This is a genomic window from Flavihumibacter profundi (assembly GCF_020076305.1).
Lineage (GTDB): Bacteria > Bacteroidota > Bacteroidia > Chitinophagales > Chitinophagaceae > Flavihumibacter > Flavihumibacter profundi.
This window is the reverse complement of the sequence record NZ_JAIQXE010000002.1, coordinates 207,334-228,954: the sequence shown is the minus strand read 5'-3', so window position 1 is coordinate 228,954 and position 21,621 is coordinate 207,334. Positions and strand designations below refer to the sequence as shown.

Here is a 21,621-nt window from a genome sequence, read left to right as displayed (position 1 = left end):
TCTTAATCTTTTAATGTTATACCAAAATAACCATCTGTAACATCTGTCAACTGCCTTTCTCTATCACGTTGTAAAGTGAACGACTTGGAAATGAAGGGTTCTATTTTTTCAAGGTCTTTGCCAATGCGTATCTCACTGTCAGAACTCAACAGTATGGTTTGCTGCGATAAATCAGGGAAATAATTTTCCAGGACAATAGCACGACTTGTTTCGTCCAATACACCCATTACAGTATCAATCATTACTGGTGGGTCGTAATCGCCAAACTCATGCAGAGATTTCAGGAGAACTTGAATAACCACTTGCTTTGATGCTGTATTTAATTGGCTTAGATAAATTTCATTACCTGCTTTATGAAATATTTTGAATGTTAAATCTTTCAGATTTTCTGATAGTTCAACTCTATCAATGACATCCCTGTAGGCTGCCAGGTTGATATTCAAATCTTGCTTCATCTTTAGCTCTATCTGCTGCTTTTTCACCTTCAGCAAACGGTTGGCTACATCTTCAAAAAACAATTTCAGCTTACCGAGTGCTTCATATTTGGGGTCAGGTTCCTGACTTGTTTGAATATCGAATTGATGTAACCTTTTTTCTATTTTAACTATTTCTGCTTTTGTATCAGCAATAGCTATTTCCAGTTTCTTGATGTTGTTTTCATTATCCTCGTATGCCTTCAGTAACACATAATCTCTGCCCGTAATTTGAGCCTTCATGTTCTCAATTTGTGTTTCGAGCATAGGAATTTGATTCAGGGAAACATTCAATTCAACCTGCTGCTGATTTAATGATGGGAACACATTACTGGTCTTGGTATTCAATAAGCCTTCTAAAGCCTTTACTTCCGAAAATTCCAAAAACGCATATTGGTCATTGGTTTGCACTTTGGTTGAGGAGGCCATTACATAATCCACCAATTCAGGTACTGTTATTTCCTTGAGTAATAAATTGTTTTCCTTCAAATACTGAACAATAGTTTTACTGATGGCTTCAATTTGCTCTGGCAGAATATTGCTGTTCTGCTTTTGTTCCTGTTCACTTTTAACTTTAAGGATGAGGTTAATTTCTGATTTGACTGCCTCAATCAATTTTGGAAGGCAAACATTTAACTCCATCTCTTTCACAAACTCATCTAACTCATCCCGGTAAATACCCTCTTTTTTATGGATGTTTTCAATCTGTAACTTGGTTTGCTCAATTTTATTCTTAATGGTGATTTCCTGGTTTAAGCCACTTTTAAGATTATCGTATAGTTCTTTGTTTGATACAGCGTATTGCAAGGCATCCTGCAATTGCGTTTCATAATTTGCCAGAGTTTCCTGATGCTTTTTCTTTTCGTCCACCAACTGCAAATATTCCAGCTTCTCCTTTTCGACATTTAACCGCTGAGCAGTATATGCCTGAAAAAGCGACTCGGCACTTTTACTCATTTGCATATACTTATTGAATCCCATAACATTCTCAATGTTCTCTTTAATAACCCTGTTCAACTGGTCTTCCTTCAACAGGTTTCCTGCCTCCATTGCATCAAAAAGAAAATAGCGACTTAGCTCCTGAGGGAGATTGGCCTTGATTATTTTGTTTACCTGTGCTTCCTGCTCTGCACGCTGGGCAGGTGGGGTGGCAGTGCCATATACAAAGATGGTTCCGTTCATGTTGAGCTTTACACTTTCAACCGGATTACCTGAAGGATTCAACATGTAAGTTCGGGTCAATACATATTGCTGTTCCTCATTCAATACTTTACCTGTAAAATGAAGCTCTAATAAAATCTTTTCTTCTTCCTTTCCTAAGGCACCTGCATTCAACAATTCATTGAATTGTTTTGCTGTATTGATGTGTAAGCCATACAAAGCACCATAAATAGCTTCAAACAAAGTGGTTTTGCCGCCACCATTTGCACCGCCAATTAAAATGATAGGCCTATCCTGCTCAACCGATATATCTAAATCGAGGTTAAGATAGGTTTTGAAATTTTTTGCTTTTATCCGTTTTATCAGCATAGCAGTTATTTTATTTTAAGCAGTGCTTTATCAATTATCTTTTCAATGGCTTTCTCATCCATTTCCTGGTTGCGGATTTTCTTTTCGTGAAACTCCTTTAGCAGGTCTTCTTTTACCCAATCAAAGTCGAGTTTGTGTTCGGTACAAAGCACTTCAATTAAGTCCATGTCTTCCTTACGGATGCCATAGTGAACGAATGTGGTGTCTAATCCTTTTTTTGCCATGATTTATACAGTTTTATTTACCAATGCAGGATCGAAGGAAATCCATCCTGTTGTATCCCTTGCACTGGTTATTTTGTTATCGCAGTACTTCCAAACGCCTTCACCCTTTGGCACAATGATACCCCCCAATAAATTTTTGCCTATTGTGCTTTGTGTTGAAATGTATTGGTGCAATGCATTGTGCTTATTACAAAACTCAGGATCTGAATCCAGTGTCTTGGTATCAAATAATGCAACGGGGCCATTCTTTAGTTTAATAACAAAATCAACATAAAAGCCCCGGGTAACCATTTCTCTGTCTTCATAAGTAACAGCAAAATCCTCTTTATTCTTATCTCCGTTTTTATACCACCATTCAATGTGCTGTTTATGATTTTCAAGAAATGCCACAAATTGTTTTTCAGGAGTACTTGCTGATTTGTATTCGTAAAAAGGCTCTAAAGCATGTGTTGCGGCAGCCTTTTCAGTATAGTTATCATTGTAAATCTTTTCTGGCGGCACATCCCATTCATTTTCTTCAATTTGCTTGGTTGCTTGGGCTGCCTTTTGCTGTAACAGTGCTTCGTGTTTTTCCAATGCCCGGTCTATCACCTCAATGAAACGTGGTTTGTTTTGCTCAAACAAATTTATTTTAACTGCGGCAAATTCGTTCATGGATAAGTATTCTTCAAAGAACATCTTCAGGGCTAATTCCAAAACAGGAGTAGAGTCAATCTTTGCATAACTGCCCGTATTGTTACGGCAGAACTGCCGGAACAGAATGTCCAATTCTGACTGTGTTTTGGCAAACTTTTCCATGTCGTGAACCTGAGTAGCTCCCACCTCCACAACCAATTGCACATCTTTAGGTATTTTGATTTCGATATTGTTTACATCCAATTCAATAAACATCGATTTCAGCTTATTTGCATTGTAGTGATATAAACCTTCTGCACCTGATTTTTCAATATCAAGGGTTACCCCAAAAAACTCTTCAGCAGCCTCGTACAAACATTTGCGGAACTTAGACCCTAAACGATTACGGGTAAGACGGGTGTTGATGTAGTAGGATTTTAAAGCTACTGGATTGTAATGCTGAATACGAATGGCTTTGTTCTGCACAATGTAATCCATATCGTCCTGCACAATAATGATCTGGTCTTTACTCAAATCTGTGTACACATATCCGTAATTGAGTGCAGCATCAGGATAATGCTTTTGCTCTGGCATACGCAGAATGCGACCTACGGTTTGAATAGTGAAGGTTTCCTGCTGTATTTCACGGAATATTAACAGCACTGCTGCACGGGGACAATCCCACCCTAATGAAATGGCTTGCTTAAACAACAGCACATCTACCATGCTATCGGGCTTTTCAATGTCCTCCAGATTGGTTTTTTCATTGCTAAGCCAAACTGCCAATCGGTTATTCTTGGTTGTAATGCCTTTTACATCAAGCCAGGTGGTTACTTCTTCTTTGATTTGAATATCTCGTACACTTTCTGTTTTGGAGTCATTGGGCAATTGAATCAGCAAAAGAGGCTTGATATTTAACCCCAGCTTTTTATAAGCTGCTGCAAGCTCCTCTTTCTTTTTCAGCGCCAATTCCATGAGCACTTGTTCCAAAGAACGGCCTTGCTGGTTATGAGCATCCAGTTTGGGATTCAGAACAACACCTTGCTTAATCATTTCTGCTTCCACCACATCGCCACGCTTAATGGTGTAGCCATAATCGGAAGTGTAAAGTGGTGTGGCAGAAACATCAATTTCTATTTTAGCATAAATCTTTTGCAGTAATTCCTGAGCAGACTTGCCTTTTGAAGCAAATAAATGTGCCTCATCCAAAATCACAATGACTTCTGTATCGTGCAGCCTTGCCTGGTTAATATAGCTTACCAGCGTTTTATCACTTTCATTTTCCTTGATGTATAAATTGCCTTCCTTGTTAACTGACTGCCAGTTGAGAAACAATACTTCATTGGGCTTGATGCGGCCATCGGTAATATCTTCAAATTGGATAGGCTTAATGCTTCTCAATTCTGCAAAGTAGTTTTTCAACGCATTAAAACTTTGCAGATGCAATTGGTTCGGTGCAATCCAAATAAAAGCTACCTGCCGTTGCGGTATATCCAACTTGTCGGGCAATTCTTCGCATAGGCGATTAAGGTAAGCAGCCATTGATACCGTTTTACCGGCACCTGTTGGTGCTTTGAAAACCATTTTCTGCCGGGCACCCGGTGCTTTCAGTAATTTGAAGGTATCTTTAACCAAACCCTCAACGGCTTCCTGTTGGTATGGCTTTAATGTAATCATGCTATTTATCGGACTTGGTTGAATAAATTAGGGTTAGGAGCATACTGTAAGCTGGTTTCAACATCCTCAGCTGTTGGTTCTTCCAGTTCGGGCACTTGCTGGCGCTGCCGTTTGGGCAGTACATTCTGGTATGCCTTGTATATGGCATCAGGCAAGGCACAAAGTGTTATGTAAGGCAACACTTCTTCAAACTCCTCGGTGTAGGGATACTGGCCATTGCTGAATACATATACTTTAAAATGAATGTTGCGGTCGGTATCGGCAGTAACCACACTTTGTATTACTTCTACCATTTGCTCTATTAAATCCTCATCGTAAATAACCAGCAGGTATAATTGACCTTGCTGAAAACAGCGAACGTAAGTGGCGTTTAACTGGTAACCACCTATTTGCTTTTGCTCACTATAAATATCCTCTTTAATGCAGAGTAGTTCGGTAGCCAGGCGGGTAATTTCTTTCTTGTTCTTGAGGGAGGGCTCCCTATTTAAAAAAGAACAATTAAAATATCGGAAATTTGCCTTTTGCAGCCCCTCTATTACATCGCCATTTGATGAAGTGTAACCACTTATTAATTTTGAAATTCTCGGATATGTAACTTTTCGACATATCCCTTCTATTTCATATTCTGGCGTCCCTTTCACAATACCTCGCTTAGCCAATTTTTTTTCTGATTTTTCATCAACCTCGTTATTCGTGACAATTATCCCTTGCCGATATTTTCCATCCCTATTCAGCTCAAGAATAGCATGTAATGTTGTTCCTGAACCAGCAAAAAAGTCTAATATGACTTTAGGACTTGGATGAATTGATGAAATCAGATACTTTGCAACTTCTACAGGCTTTGCATATGGAAATTCTAATCCGATAGAGGTAAAAAAGGAATCATCACTTGCACCATAATTAAATATTGACGGGGTATTTTCCAACATGTTATTTCTTAACAAGTATTTTCTTCTCGGTTGATTATTTTCCCCTTTCTTATTTATAGTAAAGGTTATTTCTCCTTTTATAACCATACCACCAGGTAGGATGACTGCTTCTTTATCGCCTAAAAGGTTTTTCATAGTAGCGGAAGGATTTCTCCAACCTCTTTCTGGTATAGGACAAGGCAGGTTATTAATTGGATGGATAAGAGGAATGAAATAATCAGCAGGAGCTTCTTCCTTATTAGGCCACGCCATTGATACGGTTTGAAACACTTCACCGTTTTCATCAATGAATTTATATGCTTTTTCACCTTCTGAGAAGTCCGCCTGTCTATCAATCCAAGACTGGAACTCTTTATTTATAAGTTGAAGATCATATTCTACCTCAAAGTCTTTTAAGATTTCATTTGAATAATTAAATGGCTTGATGACCTCTTTAACTTCATCTGGAATAGACTTCTTTCCTAGTTTGTTAAAAAGTGTTTTTGCCTTTTTTAATATCTCAAGTGCATTTGGCTTTTGTCTTTTTAACGTGTTCTCAAGAGTTAAAAATTCCGTTTTATTCTTCGCAAAACAAAAAATGTATTCATGCATTGTGGCTATTTCCTTTGCATCACCTTTTGGATTCTTTTTATTCCAGACTATATAACCTAAACAGTCTCTCTCAGTAAATATCTCGGTTTCCAGAAGTAGCGACAAAACATCAAATTCATTTTCATCAATATGAATAATTGCAACTCCTTTATCTGATAACAGTCGCTTCATTATTTGAAGTCTTTTACTCATAAATGATAGCCACTTACTATGTCTGAAACTATCCTCTTTATCAACGTAACTGTCATTGTATTTAAAATCATTTTCCCCTGTGTTGTAAGGCGGATCTATATATATCACATCAACCTTACCTTCATGTGTAAACGTAAGTGCGGTTAGGGCATGCAGGTTATCTCCTTCTATCAAAATATGGTTGGGGTGTTCTTCTCCATTAATGATAGCCCGTTCCTTCACCTCTTTTAACACGGGCAGGTTTTCACGCAGTTGTTCTTCCATATCCTCGGGTTTATCTTCCCAAACAAGGCCGTATTTCTTTTTGGTGTTTACCAAATTAATGAGGTAGGCCCTTTCTTCATCAGAAATGCCTTGTAGCTGTTTAAGTTTATGTATGAGATCAGTTTTTTTCATTTCATGCAATTTGTTTAGGGAGTACTTTTTTATAACTCCAAACTTTAAAATCGTTTACCAATCCTTTCGGTGTTTTAGGCAATTCATCTTTCGACTTTTCGGCCTTTTTCTTTTTCTTCAAATTCCAGCGTAGTTGAAAAAATGGAAGGTGCTCCTTTTGCTCACTTTTGATAAAAGCAAAAAAATCAGGATGCAAACCAAGTGTTGCTTCATTATTCACATTAAACCAGGAAGTATTGGAGCTGCCCGATGGCGAAGGCAAATTGGTAATTAGCTTAGCTTTTACTTTAGTAATAGTTGTACCCATAATTATTTTAAAGGTTTCAAAGGCAGAGTTACAACCCGCACTACTAGTAAAGAGAATGAATTCTATCTTATCATTATTTGCCAGAATGTACTCTTTAAGCTTATGGTAGTAATCTTCATGTTCTAAAATTAAATCCGCATCATCTGCTGATTTTATATCTTTCCTTGAAACTGAAATTAATGTATCTGTTATACCTACATTATATTTCAATTGCCAAGCTTTCATTTGCACGATTAATTGCTTCCTAGTTCCGCTTTCAAAATCAAATTCAGAATAAATCTTGCCCAATATTTTCCATAAAGAACCTTTGTTTCCATAGAAGTAATCCGTCAATGATTTTTTGCCTTCCCTTACTTCTTTGTTAGGTGGAAATGTACCAATGATTAAATACTGCCAGGGCCTGGAAGTATCAAAGTGCTTTTCTATGTATGGATGTGGCTCTTTGGGCATATTTAGTTTTCAGTTTCATCGTCCATTAAATCGGCATCTGTAATTTCCGATAATATCAATTTTGCATCCGCTTCATTCAACGATTCCACACTGCGTAGTTTTCGTTGTATGGCTTTGGTTCGTTTACCCATCACATCGTCTAATTGATCGAGACCGGTTTGTATATTCTTTTGGGCTTTTTGCATTAAGCCGCCAAAATTTTCAAATTCCTTCTTCACCGCACCTAAAACCTGCCACACTTCGCTGCTTCGTTTTTGTATCGCCAATGTTTTAAAGCCCATTTGCAGGCTGTTGAGTATAGCGGCTAAAGTGGTAGGTCCGGTAACAATTATTTTATAGTTGCGTTGTAAATCTTCGAGTAAACTTGCTTTACGCACTACTTCTGCATAGATGCCTTCAAAGGGAAGGAACATGATACCAAAGTCGGTGGTATGAGGCGGGTCTAAATATTTATCACTAATGTCTTTTGCCATCTTTTTGATGGTGTTCTCCAGATTTTTTTGAGCCAGTTCAATTTGCGTTATATCGGCATTGTCGTAAGCTGTTTGCAGCTGCTCATAAACATCTTTAGGGAACTTGGCATCTACCGGTAACCAAACCTGCTTATCGTTATTATCTCTGCCAGGCAGCTTAATGGCAAACTCTACCAAATCGCTGCTGCTTGCTTTTGTTTTTACGTTTGCCTCATACTGGTCAGGTGCCAGTATTTGCTCCAGCAACATGGCCAGTTGCACTTCACCAATGCCACCACGCATTTTTACATTACTCAATACTTTTTTCAAACCACCCACATCCTGAGCAAGGGTTTGCATTTCACCAAGGCCCTTTTGTACTTCAATCAATTGCTTGCCTACTGTTTCAAAACTTTGACCCAGTCTTTCACTGAGGGTTTTCTCCAGTTTTTCTTCTACAGTTGCCCTGATAATATCCAGTTTTGTTTCAGTTCCTTTTACTAAATCATTCTGTTTTGTTTCCATCAATTGAAACTTCTCCTTTTGCAGGTCGTTGAATGATTTTACGTTTTTATCGAAGGTTTCCTGAAATCCTTTGAAGGCATTGACCAATGCTTCCCTCATTAAGTTATTATCGGTTTTGGCTTGTTCGTTCAGGGCTTTTAAGTTTTCCTCTACCTTCCTTTCAATTTTTTCAAGCTGAGTAGTATTACCATCTGTAAACGCTTTGAAACTTTTCTCATTCTTTTCAATGAGAGCCGATACTTTCTGCTCCAGAGTTTGATTCAGTTTCTCCAATGCCGTATTGTTTTGATCCGTCATGGTTTTCACGGCAGTCATAATCTCCGTTCTGAAATCGCCTATGGCTTTGTTCAATTCTTCCCGGTTTATTTTTGCGTTAGCTGTGTTTTCTTCCCTGTTTATTCTGAAATCTTCTTTGAGATTGGTTTCAATCTTGGAGAGACTGCTTTGCAATTCACCAACTTTGGCTTGCAGTTGTGGTAACTCGTTATTGCCTTTGTTACGGAATACAATGATTAATATTATTGCTATCAGAAGCAATACAGCAATGATTATGAGTAAGGTGGTTTCCATTATTTCCGTTTGCTCTTTTTAAATTTGATTTTTTCTTCTGTTACCTGAATGGCTTCATTGGCCAGTTTCTCATCCTTCACCACGGCATAAATTTGGTCGGAGAGCCAAAGTGTCAACAATTCATCTACATCGGCTTTGAGAATATGGGCAATGGCGGGTATCTGTTCCCGCTTCAGTTGCCGCAATCCTTTTTCGATTTTACTCAACTGAGCCGTATCCATTTCAAGCAATGGGGCTACCTGCCGCAAATACAAATGTTGCTGCTCTCTGAGTGCTCGTATTTTATCACCAAACTGGCTTTCCATTGTCTTAATGTTGACTTGTCAAATATTGGCTAATATAAACAAATAAGAGAAAGAGTGTACCAACTTATTTTGCAGGATTGCAAAGAATACAACAGCCCCCTCTAACTCCCCCAAAGGGGAGGATAGGAAAAACAAAAAAGCCCTTGTTGGAGGCTAAGGAGATGCAATGAAAAAAGGTATCAGGAACGGGCAAAGGCAAGGAGCATAGATATTTCAAGAAATAGTTTACCATTTATTTCAGTGGGAATTATACCAGGAATTCACTCGATACTATACCACTTCGTCGCAAAGTTTACTGGGAAGCATACATCAGGAGTCAGTTTTGTTATTAAAAGAGTCATCATGGATTGATGTTAAATTTCTTTCCAATACATCAAATAATTTAGCTTCAAGCCCAGGAAAGTCAGTCAGCGAAGAAAAGGGAATTTCAATTGCTCTTATTATTATAGTATCAGCTCCACTGAAACCTGAAATGATTTCAAATTTGTCTGGAGGATTTATATTTGCGGAAATATTGGGGTAAACCAAGAGTATGTCCGTGCAACCTCTTTTTAAAGCATAACTCACCATTTGATAAAGGTCAGTTTGTGAAACCCCTTTCTTGGGATCGGTTTTGAAATTAGCTTGACGAAGTTTGTATTTCGTATCAACGATAATTTTTCTTTTTTCTCCATGTCGTGAAGTGAGAAAAATGTCATGTTGCATGTTAAATACTTTCGGAACATTTGATAAATACTCGTCAGACTTTTGATACTCAACATTCCAGTCCTTAGAAAATTTATTTTCCAAAAAACCTGCAAGGAAATCTTCAAAAATATACTCCATAGGGAAAAGCAGGCACCATTGAGAAAGTTCGTATGGGTTATTAGAATATAGTTGCTGACTTAGAATAAGTTTGCAACTATGAAGTAATTTAGAATAATTATCAAAGAATGTATTAAGAGAGATTTTGTCTATGTCAGTATTAGTGCAATATAAGTCTTCAACTTCGTCTAAAATGAAAACCACTTCTTGTAGCATTCGCAAATTTTCCGAAAACTTTGTTTGCTTCATCAACAATCTTGTACAATATTTAATTACTCTGTTTACTGTATTGTCGAAAAGAAATTGCTCGTAATTACATTCTATAGCTTGATAATTACCGTATGATAAACTTTTAGCGATATATCTCTTAAAATTTATTGAACCTCTTGGTGTAACTAATGCTTCTTCCTGCTGCTGGTACATAGTCAATGGTTGTTTAGAAACAATTTCTAAAAATTGATTGGCTATTAAGTTTATGATTAGTTCTGGAAAATCTTCAATATCAAATGTATCAAGTGATGCTTGGCTAAAAGGGAAATTCCATTTTCGGCAGTAGCTAAACCAATAAAAAATATGGCGAAGCATTAACATCTTTTCACTTTCGGAAGGATTCTGAAAATGTTCTCGAAATACTTTTGGATATATCTCAATTATTTCATCACCATTTTGTATAAATCCTACAAAATTGTTTGCCCTTATTTGATAGTCATCAAATTGCAAGAATGGTTGATAATGATTATCTATTTGATCTTCTGTTAATTCAGAATCTATGGCAACAAAAAGGCGCTGCATCCAAATGTCTTTCAACATTTGATTTAATGCACTTTTGTTTTTAGTGCTTTCCCATTTGCCATATTCAAAGAGTAACGCCATTTTATATATTTAAAATATCCCAAGTGAAATTAGTTGTATTATAATTTACATGCAAAGTAGAGCCAGCAAATATTTTTTCAACAATGTCTGTCTTGCCTGAAAAATATTCCATCAATAGAGGAATGATTTTGTTTTGCAAAACTGTTGTAATCGTTTGACCGTTCATGAAGTAAGCATGCCCAATCAGATAATCAGCGGATTTTTTCTCCCTATATATTGCCTCATTAATTTTTCCAAGCAAATCAATTGCATCTGAATCATAGCCAGCATATTTCGGATAATAGGCTATAAATTCAAACCTTCTTCGCAAAGCAATATCAATCAATGCAATTGACTTGTCAGCTGTATTCATTGTGCCAATAATGTAAAGATTTGGCGGAACGCCAAATTCTTTCTCGCCATTTGGCAAAGTGATTTTTAATTCGTTTTCTTCACCCAACCTTTTATCATCCTCCAGTAAAGTAATTAACTCGCCAAATACTTTTGAAATATTTGCACGGTTGATTTCGTCAATTACTAAAACAAAATATTTTAATTGATTGTCTGCAGATTTTGGAAGTTCAAGTTTTTTTCCAAATTCTTTTAGATGTTCTACAAGTGGATTGTAATACACTCCTAAACCTTCTACACCATAATCTAATGTACCTTCATAAATTCCTTTTAGATTTTTTAAAAGCAGATCATGTCCAGTTCCCCCACTTTGCTTAGTAAATTTTATTCTCCCATCGTCAATGTCTATTGATGTTATTTTAAACTTATATCCCTTGCTCTTCATTGGTATTTCAACCTCTTTTACTTCTTCTTCAATTAATTTTGAAAAAAAAGTATTGAAAACATAGTTGAAGTCAATTGTTACTTCTATTTTATTAGTAGATGTAAGCCAATTTTGCTTTGCTCTTTCCGCTAACTGTTTGAATATCCCTTCTCGCTTATCAAAGCGCAACGTTCCTGATGTTACATCGGGAGAAATTCCCACAACAAAATCTTCATAGGAATAATTTTGATGGAAAGTAACAAATTCGATTAATCCAGATTTTCTGAGTTCGTCAAAAATGATTTTGTTGGCCACATGATTGTTGGGAATATATCTGTCAGGCGAAGCAATCTGAACTGCCTTATCAATGCTGTTATATGTTTTACCTGTACCAGGTGGTCCATACAAAATAATATTTTTCGATGTACTCATTATATTGGATTGATTATTAGATGTTAGTTCAGGATAATACTTTTTAATTAGGTTTAAAGCTTCCAAGTATTTACCGGTTGCGTTATATATTTCAGAGTCTAAGGAGTTTTTTGATAGAATTCCCTTTTTTTCATCTTTAATTTCAAAGTCATGAAGAATAGTCATTGCTAAAAAGCCGCCACCCCTTGCCGGAGTTTCTTTTTCAAGTATTTCTTCTTGAATTTTTCTGTGGCTCATTGATTTGACTAAATAAGCATGAGCCACTTTTACTTCGGTCGGTATATTTTTATTTAATGCTAATTCCAAAAGAGTTTTGTATTCATTTTTTGTTGCTTTAAAATTTGTTCCTTGATTGCCGATTTTTAAATCGGCTAAATCTTTATTACTTCTGATTTCTTCTAAAAGAATTGGATTGTCAATTAGGTTATGTGTAATTCTAATACCTGCTTTCAATAGATTCTTATCTTCTGTTTTCCATAAATGAGAATCTTTCGAATTGGAAATGATGTGTGGTTCACTTGTTATTTCTGCAAGAGAATAACAGCCAGGCTTTTTACCTGAAATCCATAAAATTATTTTATCCCCAATTTTAATTTTGTCTTTGTGGGCAGTAACAGTCCAGTCTTCCAGTATATTGTTTTTTATTGCTGTTTCAAAATCAAAATTATTCGGATTACCTTGAAAAATCCAATAATTTGCTTTTCTACTATTCCATAAATCAATTACCTTCTTACGAATTTCATTATTTTGAACTTTGCAAATACCTTGTTGTAATTGATTATAAAATGTTTCATCATGTTCAAGTTCATACCATTCTGCATATGCAAAATTTACCCAAGTATCATATTCAATTTGGTATTTTTCAAAAGATGCTTCTAGTCTTGTTTCAACAGTTACTGAATTTGGGCTCTCATTTATTCTAGCAATAGCTTTTACAAGGTGACCTTCAGTTACTACAATTAAATCTCCGACACTATATTTCTTGTCATCTACTCCAATTATAATTTCTTCATTTTTTATATAATTATAAAAACTAGGTTTGCCAGTACCCCAGTTACAACCAAGCTTCCAAATTGTTCCAGTTAGCTTCGTATCTTGAATTTTTTCGACTCTTTCTTTATTATCTAAAATTCTATATTTCTTTTCAAGTTGAAGTTTGGCAATTGTTCTTATACGTAACCATTTAAAGAGGCTTTTGGTTATTGATTCAAAGTCTGGATTGTTAAACTCCCCTTGTAGAATTGTTTTATCCTGATTAAACCCTAAATCAAACATTAATTTTTCAGAGTCTTGTTTTAACCCATCTTTTTTTGTACCTATAGTAATAAGCTTATTTTGCTTTAATTTAAAATTGCTATTGTCAATGATAAAATTACTTTTATCGATTGTGTATTGTATTAAAGAATTTGTTCCCTTTGGTCTGTTTAAATCCCTTAGATTTAAAAAAGATGCGTTTTCGTTATTGTAGTGAGAATCGTATAATCGAAAAATATAGTCTTTGCCTGAGAAACTAATTTTAAATCCATTCTTGGGTTCATCATCATCAATGCCTTGTAAAGTAATTCCTTCATAAGTAGGCTTAGAGTCAACTTTACTATTTAGAAATTTTAATAACGCCCTAATAAAGCTTTTGCTATTTCTTTGCATGAATGGCCTTTATTGTATTTTAATATGTTCTTATTAAGTTTAATCGCAAGCAATACAGTCTGTGACTCATCGATTATTATTGTTGATTGGGCTCATATTGGTAGGTCTGCAAATAAATAACTTCTCCATCCTCATTTTCTTTAATCACTACCCAGAAATCGTAGAGCCTAAATAAATCCATTCCCTTGTCTAATCCTTGAAGTGGATTTCCCTCGAGGCAAATTAGCTCTATTTGCTCCCGTTTAGATAGCGTATTGAATTCAGACAGATTCATTTATTAAATATGATTACAAATTTATTGGTCCAAAATTATGATTGTTGGTCGCCAGAAGTAAGTAAACTTTTTGTTAGTGAGTATATATCTTATTTAAGTTAGCGGATTTTTTAGTTTTTTAAATTAGAAATAAATATTTTTTAGTTTTTCAGTAATATGCAAGGCTAGTGGCATCGTAATATTCTGGGGCTTTTTCCTAGCACACCGCCGCAAGATTATAGACTTTCCCCTAAAATAGAGACACTATGTAATAGGATTAAAGTATTCCCATTAACCAGCTAATTGATCCAGTAATCATCAACCATTACCAACCGGCTTTTTGCCCTGGTAATCGCTGTATACCACCACCTGATCAATGACTCCTGCTCCATAGAGTACATGCTTTTATTGAGGTATAGAAACACAGTATCCCATTCCCCACCCTGAGCTTTGTGACAAGTAACCGCATAGCCAAAACTTGCTCTCAGGCTATTGAGGTAAGGATCCTTTAGCAGGTCGTTGTAATAGGCCGGGGATTTTGGCCGGATATCCCTTGACCGCATTCTCCTGCTGTAATCAATCAACAACAGCCGTTGCTGTTCTGAATTCAAATTAGGCCCGTTTCCATATAATACATCGAGGCTGATCAGCGTATCGTATTCCTTCTCATTGTGTAAGGCTTTTACGCTGCATTGCTGAAAATGCAGACCAGCCCTTGTCATTATGGGACCAATAGTTAACACTTCAACCATATCGCCATTGACTATTGGCACAAGGTGATTGTTCTGGTTAACCATTAAAATATCACCTATCTGAAGCTTGGAATTTGCTAAACCAAATCGCTTTTCCCGGATAAACCCGTTGATAACATGACAATTCTTATTGCTATTAGTGACCGCTATCGAACTGCCGAATCCGTTTTTTATCAAAAACTGAAGATGTTCCCTTTTCATAGTTTCAAGCGGCAGACAATGGACTCCACGAAGATTACTCGCTGGAATTTTGATCCAACGGTTCCGGAAGGTTTGTCCGATCATATTCCGGACTTGCGTAGCAAGTTGTATAATATCATTACCACCTGATTGCCGGAGAATTGTTGTTAAAGAGTAGGTCTCGACAGGTAATCCATATTGGCGGAACCAGTTTTCATTGAGGGCTGGACTTTCTATTTGGGATACCGGTGGTAATTGCGCAGGATCACCGCAAAAAATGACTTTATTATGTCCTATGACGGAGAAAAAGTCATTTAATATATATCCAGTGCCAAAATTGGCATAATCCCCATCCCCGGATGGCACATTACTTATCATGGATGCCTCGTCTACAATATAAAGCAGATGGGATTTTTCATCAGGAATGCGCAGGGAAAACGAAAGTTTCATCTGGCCAAACTGGTCAACTGCTGCATCATCCGGCAACTCTTCATGGTCTCCTTCAATATGCGAGAACTTATAAAGAGCTGCATGCACAGTATTGGCAGTAAATTCTGTCTTCGCCCGTAAAATAGAGGCTGCTCGACCCGTGCTGGCCAATAAAGAAAACACCCTTTTTTCTTGTGCTAATTCTTTACCAACCATTTGGAGCAGAAAGGTCTTTCCTGTGCCGGCATAACCTTTTAAAATGAAAACACCCTTGCCAGGCTTGCGGACAAACGCCAGGATACGGTTTTTGGCTTCTTCTTGTTCAGGGGTTAACCGGATATTCACTTGGCTATTCTTTTATATTCCAACTGTATTCTATCTTTCATAGGGAGAGTTTACATATGCATAAACCAATTGAATGAAACACTTAAATATTTGCGTAAATATTCAGTTGTCAAATGTTCAACCCTGCCAAAATCATTGACCCGCCTTTCAGGACTACCTGGAGATGGCAATGCAATAATTTCAACAGATTTACCATTCTTTACCAAAACATTTGCGATAAGATTAATATTGCGATTACTACCAGGTATTTCTTGTAGAATCTGATTGTGAAGTTCTTTAGAACGATCATATTCAAAAGAAAAACCATTCGGCATCAAAATCCTCTTCCTTAACCACCCCATCGCCCCTTGATCTGATTTACCGGTACATAGAATCCGCTCAATACCTCTTTCAATTCTTTTGGATAAGTTTGTATTCCAGGTTATATCCCTTAGGCGGTTATCCATAAAAGACTCGTCAATCCTTTTACATGAACTGATTACATCTGAAATTGCAATGCCATTCCTCTTCAAACTTGAAAGCAAAGATTCCGCCATCCGCGTTTCAACTCCAGAATCAATATACTCTTTATACCAGTCCCACCAATTATTTGAGCGGCTTCCATAAAAAAATGGCATATCACCCCTTGATTTTACCAATGCTTGTTTATGGTTTGTTTCGGGTAATGTTATTGAATAAACAGGAAAGGTTCCAACAATCATTCGGTGCCCGGTAATACTTTCCCCGCTATCCAAAAAGGGGTGTAATTCTAATTCATCAACAGGCATATCTAATCTATTTTTTGAATGTTTTATAGCAGTATCAAGTCCTCCAGCAAAGCATTTATTTGGTCGAATGGGTTCGCTTCTTCATTCATAAACAATTTAAAACTTTCATCAACCAAGGGGAAATAAGCCTGGAATTCAGCCGGGGTAACCCCTTCGCCATCATGGGCAATAGCATTCCGGATTGTATCAAGAAATCTAAAAGACTTATACATTTTACCCCTGAAAATAGATTGCGTTTCCTGTATGGCAATTAAAAAATGCGGCATATTCCCATTTTTTCTTTCACTTATTTTTTGGGCATAGAAAACCAGCAGCGGAAAACTGATTCCACCGGGCACTCTCCCAAAGCGTTCAAGCAATGAATCATTCTCATTTTCAATTAACCAGTCTTTCAGTTTTTCACTATAATTCCTATAATCGTCATAAATTTTAAATTCACTATTATTTTGAATATACCCATATACGAAACCTTCAATAAACTGATGAAAAGATAATATTGAACCTGAGTAATCGCCAATTTCGGCTTGTGCAGAACTTTTTGCAATCAGGTTACGGCAATGCCGAAAGGCCGTTGGTCCAAGTCCAACTTTTTTTAAACTCTCGTCATCAAAACTCTTTTTATGGTCTTTACTAATGGTATTAAAAACCGGGTGTTGCTTTATTGCTTTAGAAAAATTATTAAGGGAATATTTCCGTTCTATTTCCTGCCACATATTATGCCATCGTAATGCTGCGTAAGATAACGTCATGCTTAATGACGGATTGGTGGTATTACCCAGGAGATCAGATGCTGCAGCATAATTATAATGGTCAGCCAGAAACATTACGTTTGTTAACTGCTGTAATTGTTCTGAAGCCGTTTTCTTAATCAACTGAATCATTGTTCCGCCTGACTGGTCATCAATACCCTGGTATAAATACAAGCCTGTATGCCGAACTGAACTATGGCTATTGAAAGCTGGCTTAAAATAAAACTCGAGAACAGCTTTTAAAGCAGCTTTTTGCTGATAAGTACCTCCTGTATCATACATAATAAAGGCAGCCGTTTCATGTTCTTTCCTGATTTGTTTGATGGTATCTTTATACCATGGTATCAATTTCTCTTCACTGGTTGGTTGAATTCCCCGCATAGTGATTGCTTTTACATTACCCACGGAATTATTTTCCTTTAGCATTCTTTCTATAACCAAACCTTCGAAATGAGTATCCTGTTCAAAGACGGGCTCCTGCAAGGTGCAAAACATGTATAAGTAAGCAGCGGGATATTTCCCAAGAATAGCCGGCAGGATGCTTAAAGACAAATTCTTTTGTTCGCCCTCATTTTCCCATAAATATTTTGTCACTTCTAGAAATCGACTCTTTGGAATCTCATCATTTTCGAAACCTTGTCCGTGGTACTTAATGTTACGGTTGCCAATATTGACCAGGATTACATAATTATCCATACAAATAATATTAGGGTAAATGTGAAATGCAAGATATAAAAACAGCTTTGTCAATTTCAGCCAGCATTTTTTTCTTGTACAAGCTTGAAATAAACGCCACCTCAATACTATTACGAATCAATTGCAGTATTTCCATACGTGTAATTCCCGGGCAGAGGCTGGAGAGGAATAAAAAATTATCAGTAATGTTTGCAGCAGAAATACCAATGTTATCAGTGTTAACAGTAACAAGAACGCCTTGTTGCAGGTATTCGCGCAATGGATAAAAAACTTTCTCTTTGCCTGCCATCGGATAAAACCCCCTGATCTGGTAATTGGCATAAGGGCACATTTCAACGCCAATACCACGATTAGCAACACTTTTCAGAAGTTCAGGAGCTTCCAGAAGCCTAAGTCCATGGCCCAATCGCCTGACATTCAAATTGAATACAGCCTGCCAGATTCCTTCGGAATCGTCATTCTCACCTGCATGCGCAGTTACAGCTAATCCGCATCGGTGGACACCGACAAAATCAGTAACAAAATAACCGGCCCTGGTTTCCTCGCTTTCAAATCCGGCCAGATCTACCCCAACGACCTTACAATGGCCATCGTCAGTAAGTTTTTCCTGGTGTTGTGTAGCAGTAATTGCCAAAGCCAGGTGGCGACTGATACTGCTCCTGTCTCCGCCTTTTTTCCGGGTAGCAATCAGTAATAGATTAACATGACAGAAGCGTTCGCTGTCTTTATAGCGAGCCATGCAAGCCTGAAAAGAAATGATGATGTCCTGCAGCACCTGCCAACTGCTTTTTTCTGCAGTCTTATAGTTATCAGGACTGCAGCGCACTTCCGCATAACGTATTCCCTGACTGATGAAATGATCATATAATAATTCCACTTGAGCATCCAGGCAACCGGAATCCTTTAACAGTGCAGAGCCAGTAGCATTTCCGAGTTGCATATATACATCGAGCGGGAGGGGAATATTGGGGTATGGCCACCCTTTAGGTATTAGCGGCTCAGGTAAATCAATTTTGGGAAGTGGATCCCGGGCCCGGCTTCGAACAGCTTTCAAAAGTTCGCCGGAACTGGCAAATCCACCAAGGTGACAATGAAGGTCAAGTTTGGGCAATGAACAGATCCACGCTCGGTCTGTATAAATCTGTAATTCCTCTTGTAACCATTGCATACGATCACCCGGCAATAGATTTAAACTCGAGAAAGGCAAATCAACCGAAGCATCCAGGTGAACAAGTTTTTGTATTCTTTTAATTGCAGACTGAATCGCCTGAAGAAAATCCTGATGTACAGGTTGCCATAGGTAATACATTGAATTGCTGCCATCAATTGATATAAGCTTTGCGGGGTAGGACTTACCAACAGAACGAAAGGCCGGCCATCCAGGCTCTGATCCCATATCAAGGGTAATTATCTTATTTTCTGCAATCGCGTTTTCAATCTCTATTATGCTTGCCGGTTGGCCTTCTGCGATTGTATGAAACACCTTTTCAGCGCCCAGCCATTGAGCAACTTTTTGGAAAGCTGCTGACATACTCTTGATCCCCCCTGATATACAAACTAAAGGAAGGTCATTAGCTGCATAGTGAAGATACCACCTAAGAAGACACTCTTCAAAAACCAAGTGGTCGTATACGCTTTTAAGTTCTCCATAGTCTTTAATGATCGTGATTGTATAATCAATTGAATGCTTGCTAAAAAATTCATCGAGTGCCTGGTAATTTGTACGTGGGTTATCGGTACCAAGTATATGAATACTACTGATTTGAGAGTGGAACAAATAGTAGGCCTGGATAGCTACTGCATGATTGGCACCTAAGGAAAGGAGCAGGGGAGGCTTGTTCATTATGAAAGGTTTCGAATAAGAATATCAGAGAAGTGAAATACAATGCATTATTTACTGGTGGCAAATATCTAATTAATATGAAAATAGCAGAAAATATAACGCGAAGCAAATATTACCAATTGCAATTAATGAATTCAATTGTTATGTTTTCGTTTTCGCTTTATTATTTAGTATAAATACCCCATAATAGTTGGGATATACTGATGCTCATGTATAAGTGCAATTGCATAAAACATTTAGTGTGTCAAGCCTTGTTTTAGTGGATCATAAATTCTGGGGCTGTACTCGATTAAGCACTCCCAGAGTAAGAGTATTCTCAATCCTTGTTTTACTGGATCATAAATTCTGGGCAAGTACATCTACAACCTGAAGGCCAACTCACAGGAGGTCTCAATCCTTGTTTTACTGGATCATAAATTCTGGGGCGGTTCGCGACGTAACAAAGTACGCAAAGCAGGATGTGTCTCAATCCTTGTTTTATTGGATCATAAATTCTGGGATGTTTGACTTTAAAGGTACAGTAAGACAGCAAGGCGTCTCAATCCTTGTTTTACTGGATCATAAATTCTGGGAAGCCATCCCCGCTGTTATCAATAAGCAGATTGAGATGTCTCAATCCTTGTTTTACTGGATCATAAATTCTGGGTGCCTCCTAATAGGGATGTGAGTAGGTTAGACTAAAAAGTCTCAATCCTTGTTTTACTGGATCATAAATTCTGGGACTAATTTATGAAAGCGATAGAATTCATAAACGAAGGTCTCAATCCTTGTTTTACTGGATCATAAATTCTGGGCTATCATCGCTTCCGTTTGGAATACCAAACAGGAGTCTCAATCCTTGTTTTACTGGATCATAAATTCTGGGTCCGTTAACGTTGATGTTATCGCTGGTTACTCTCGTAGTCTCAATCCTTGTTTTACTGGATCATAAATTCTGGGTCCGCAGCGAGCCTTTTGACCAGCAGGAGCTAAGCTCAGTCTCAATCCTTGTTTTATTGGATCATAAATTCTGGGGATGTACCAGAACTCTCAATGAATGCCATGGTTGCTACGTCTCAATCCTTGTTTTACTGGATCATAAATTCTGGGGGCGAGGCGATATACGAAACCGCCGGAGTGCTTGGGTCTCAATCCTTGTTTTACTGGATCATAAATTCTGGGAAGCTGATCTATAACCTCAAGGCGAACAGCCAGGAGTCTCAATCCTTGTTTTACTGGATCATAAATTCTGGGCCGAAAGTAAAAAGGGTAAGAAATTTTGCTATGAGTCTCAATCCTTGTTTTACTGGATCATAAATTCTGGGGGATTTCAGGAAATCTCCTCTATACTGTTATCTGGTAGTCTCAATCCTTGTTTTACTGGATCATAAATTCTGGGGTACGTTAAAAAGTACCAAATGACCGTGGTTAACAAGTCTCAATCCTTGTTTTACTGGATCATAAATTCTGGGAGTCACAGTCAACGGGGTTGAGTTGTCCGAAAATCAGTCTCAATCCTTGTTTTACTGGATCATAAATTCTGGGTTGTTGCACAGGAAACTGCAGCACTGGCTAAGACCTATGTCTCAATCCTTGTTTTACTGGATCATAAATTCTGGGCTAACTTCTCTTCACCTCATGAATTTACCTTTTCTGAGTCTCAATCCTTGTTTTACTGGATCATAAATTCTGGGTTCGGTATAAATCCAGTTATAAGTGATTCCTTCCTTTGTCTCAATCCTTGTTTTACTGGATCATAAATTCTGGGACTAATTTATGAAAGCGATAGAATTCATAAACGAAGGTCTCAATCCTTGTTTTACTGGATCATAAATTCTGGGCTATCATCGCTTCCGTTTGGAATACCAAACAGGAGTCTCAA

At 37.4% G+C, this 21,621-nt stretch carries 13 protein-coding genes and 1 CRISPR repeat array (1 of these 14 only partly in view); all 13 genes read right to left on the bottom strand.

What is annotated here, in order from left to right; genetic code table 11:
* Positions 1 to 2: 2 nt before the first annotated feature.
* Positions 3 to 2,003 carry an AAA family ATPase gene (locus LAQ65_RS10705; RefSeq protein WP_224116959.1) on the bottom strand — a complete coding sequence of 667 codons (2,001 nt, stop codon included), beginning with the start codon at positions 2,001 to 2,003 and terminating at the stop codon, positions 3 to 5.
* A 5-nt stretch (positions 2,004 to 2,008) separates the two neighbouring features.
* The gene (locus LAQ65_RS10700) at positions 2,009 to 2,227 is read right to left on the bottom strand and encodes a DNA modification system-associated small protein (RefSeq protein WP_224116958.1); all 219 of its coding nucleotides are present in this window, start codon (positions 2,225 to 2,227) and stop codon (positions 2,009 to 2,011) included.
* Between the two features lie 3 nt (positions 2,228 to 2,230).
* Positions 2,231 to 4,519, bottom strand: a complete 2,289-nt coding sequence (locus LAQ65_RS10695; RefSeq protein ID WP_224116957.1) for a DEAD/DEAH box helicase — start codon at positions 4,517 to 4,519, stop codon at positions 2,231 to 2,233.
* Between the two features lie 5 nt (positions 4,520 to 4,524).
* A complete protein-coding gene (locus LAQ65_RS10690) occupies positions 4,525 to 6,627 on the bottom strand; it encodes a site-specific DNA-methyltransferase (RefSeq protein ID WP_224116956.1) in 2,103 nt (700 codons plus the stop codon).
* A 1-nt stretch (position 6,628) separates the two neighbouring features.
* Positions 6,629 to 7,384, bottom strand: coding sequence for a hypothetical protein (locus LAQ65_RS10685; protein WP_224116955.1), 756 nt, complete (start codon positions 7,382 to 7,384; stop codon positions 6,629 to 6,631).
* 2 nt (positions 7,385 to 7,386) lie between these two features.
* Complete coding sequence (gene rmuC, locus LAQ65_RS10680; RefSeq protein ID WP_224116954.1) at positions 7,387 to 8,931, bottom strand: DNA recombination protein RmuC; 1,545 nt, start codon at positions 8,929 to 8,931, stop codon at positions 7,387 to 7,389.
* Entirely contained in the window at positions 8,931 to 9,236 is a 306-nt protein-coding gene (locus tag LAQ65_RS10675) for a helix-turn-helix domain-containing protein (RefSeq protein ID WP_224116953.1), read from the bottom strand. Before LAQ65_RS10675 ends, rmuC begins: the two co-directional genes overlap by 1 nt.
* A 309-nt stretch (positions 9,237 to 9,545) precedes the next feature.
* Positions 9,546 to 10,913, bottom strand: a complete 1,368-nt coding sequence (locus tag LAQ65_RS10670; protein ID WP_224116952.1) for an McrC family protein — start codon at positions 10,911 to 10,913, stop codon at positions 9,546 to 9,548.
* Between the two features lies 1 nt (position 10,914).
* Positions 10,915 to 13,746 carry an AAA family ATPase gene (locus tag LAQ65_RS21115; RefSeq protein ID WP_317196996.1) on the bottom strand — a complete coding sequence of 944 codons (2,832 nt, stop codon included), beginning with the start codon at positions 13,744 to 13,746 and terminating at the stop codon, positions 10,915 to 10,917.
* A 552-nt stretch (positions 13,747 to 14,298) separates the two neighbouring features.
* Positions 14,299 to 15,705: an ATP-dependent DNA helicase gene (locus tag LAQ65_RS21110; RefSeq protein ID WP_224116951.1), complete on the bottom strand. Its 1,407-nt coding sequence runs from the start codon at positions 15,703 to 15,705 to the stop codon at positions 14,299 to 14,301.
* Between the two features lie 50 nt (positions 15,706 to 15,755).
* The gene (locus tag LAQ65_RS10650; protein ID WP_224116950.1) at positions 15,756 to 16,472 is read right to left on the bottom strand and encodes a uracil-DNA glycosylase family protein; all 717 of its coding nucleotides are present in this window, start codon (positions 16,470 to 16,472) and stop codon (positions 15,756 to 15,758) included.
* 23 nt (positions 16,473 to 16,495) lie between these two features.
* Positions 16,496 to 17,917 carry a hypothetical protein gene (locus LAQ65_RS10645; RefSeq protein WP_224116949.1) on the bottom strand — a complete coding sequence of 474 codons (1,422 nt, stop codon included), beginning with the start codon at positions 17,915 to 17,917 and terminating at the stop codon, positions 16,496 to 16,498.
* 10 nt (positions 17,918 to 17,927) lie between these two features.
* Positions 17,928 to 19,760 (bottom strand): hypothetical protein, encoded by a 1,833-nt coding sequence (locus LAQ65_RS10640; RefSeq protein ID WP_224116948.1) that lies wholly within the window; start codon positions 19,758 to 19,760, stop codon positions 17,928 to 17,930.
* Positions 19,761 to 20,001: 241 nt separating this feature from the next.
* Positions 20,002 to 21,621: a CRISPR direct-repeat array (repeat unit 37 nt; unit sequence GTCTCAATCCTTGTTTTACTGGATCATAAATTCTGGG) (it continues 1,628 nt past the right edge of the window).

Coding starts and splice junctions, on each gene's coding strand:
- LAQ65_RS10670 (WP_224116952.1), bottom strand. CDS start 10,913: ATGGCGTTACTCTTTGAATATGGCAAATGGGAAAGCACTAAAAACAAA.
- LAQ65_RS21115 (WP_317196996.1), bottom strand. CDS start 13,746: ATGCAAAGAAATAGCAAAAGCTTTATTAGGGCGTTATTAAAATTTCTA.
- LAQ65_RS10700 (WP_224116958.1), bottom strand. CDS start 2,227: ATGGCAAAAAAAGGATTAGACACCACATTCGTTCACTATGGCATCCGT.
- LAQ65_RS10685 (WP_224116955.1), bottom strand. CDS start 7,384: ATGCCCAAAGAGCCACATCCATACATAGAAAAGCACTTTGATACTTCC.
- LAQ65_RS10705 (WP_224116959.1), bottom strand. CDS start 2,003: ATGCTGATAAAACGGATAAAAGCAAAAAATTTCAAAACCTATCTTAAC.
- rmuC (WP_224116954.1), bottom strand. CDS start 8,931: ATGGAAACCACCTTACTCATAATCATTGCTGTATTGCTTCTGATAGCA.
- LAQ65_RS10690 (WP_224116956.1), bottom strand. CDS start 6,627: ATGAAAAAAACTGATCTCATACATAAACTTAAACAGCTACAAGGCATT.
- LAQ65_RS10650 (WP_224116950.1), bottom strand. CDS start 16,472: ATGCCTGTTGATGAATTAGAATTACACCCCTTTTTGGATAGCGGGGAA.
- LAQ65_RS10695 (WP_224116957.1), bottom strand. CDS start 4,519: ATGATTACATTAAAGCCATACCAACAGGAAGCCGTTGAGGGTTTGGTT.
- LAQ65_RS10675 (WP_224116953.1), bottom strand. CDS start 9,236: ATGGAAAGCCAGTTTGGTGATAAAATACGAGCACTCAGAGAGCAGCAA.
- LAQ65_RS10645 (WP_224116949.1), bottom strand. CDS start 17,917: ATGGATAATTATGTAATCCTGGTCAATATTGGCAACCGTAACATTAAG.
- LAQ65_RS10640 (WP_224116948.1), bottom strand. CDS start 19,760: ATGAACAAGCCTCCCCTGCTCCTTTCCTTAGGTGCCAATCATGCAGTA.